Raw genomic sequence first — 207 nt, forward strand, 5'->3', positions numbered from 1 at the left:
ACGGGGCCTCGGCGGGCCCCTGCTGGAGCGCGAAGATCGCCGTGCGGATCTCCTGGATGGTCACGTCCAGCTCGTCCACGGCCTTGCCCACGCCCTCGCGCACGGCCGGCACGATCGACCTGCGCTGGGCGCTCTCCAGCATCATGCCGGTGGCGAAGAGTCGCTGGATGACGAGATCGTGCAGGTCACGGGCGATCCGGTCGCGGT

The 207-nt window shown here is 70.5% G+C and carries 1 protein-coding gene; it reads right to left on the minus strand.

Translation table 11 applies throughout. From position 1 onward, the window contains the following. On the minus strand, nt 1–207 hold a 207-nt coding region (locus GT030_RS24715; RefSeq protein WP_237522785.1), incomplete at both ends, for a histidine kinase.

Source organism: Streptomyces sp. SID1328 (assembly GCF_009865595.1).
Lineage (GTDB): Bacteria > Actinomycetota > Actinomycetes > Streptomycetales > Streptomycetaceae > Streptomyces > Streptomyces griseoluteus.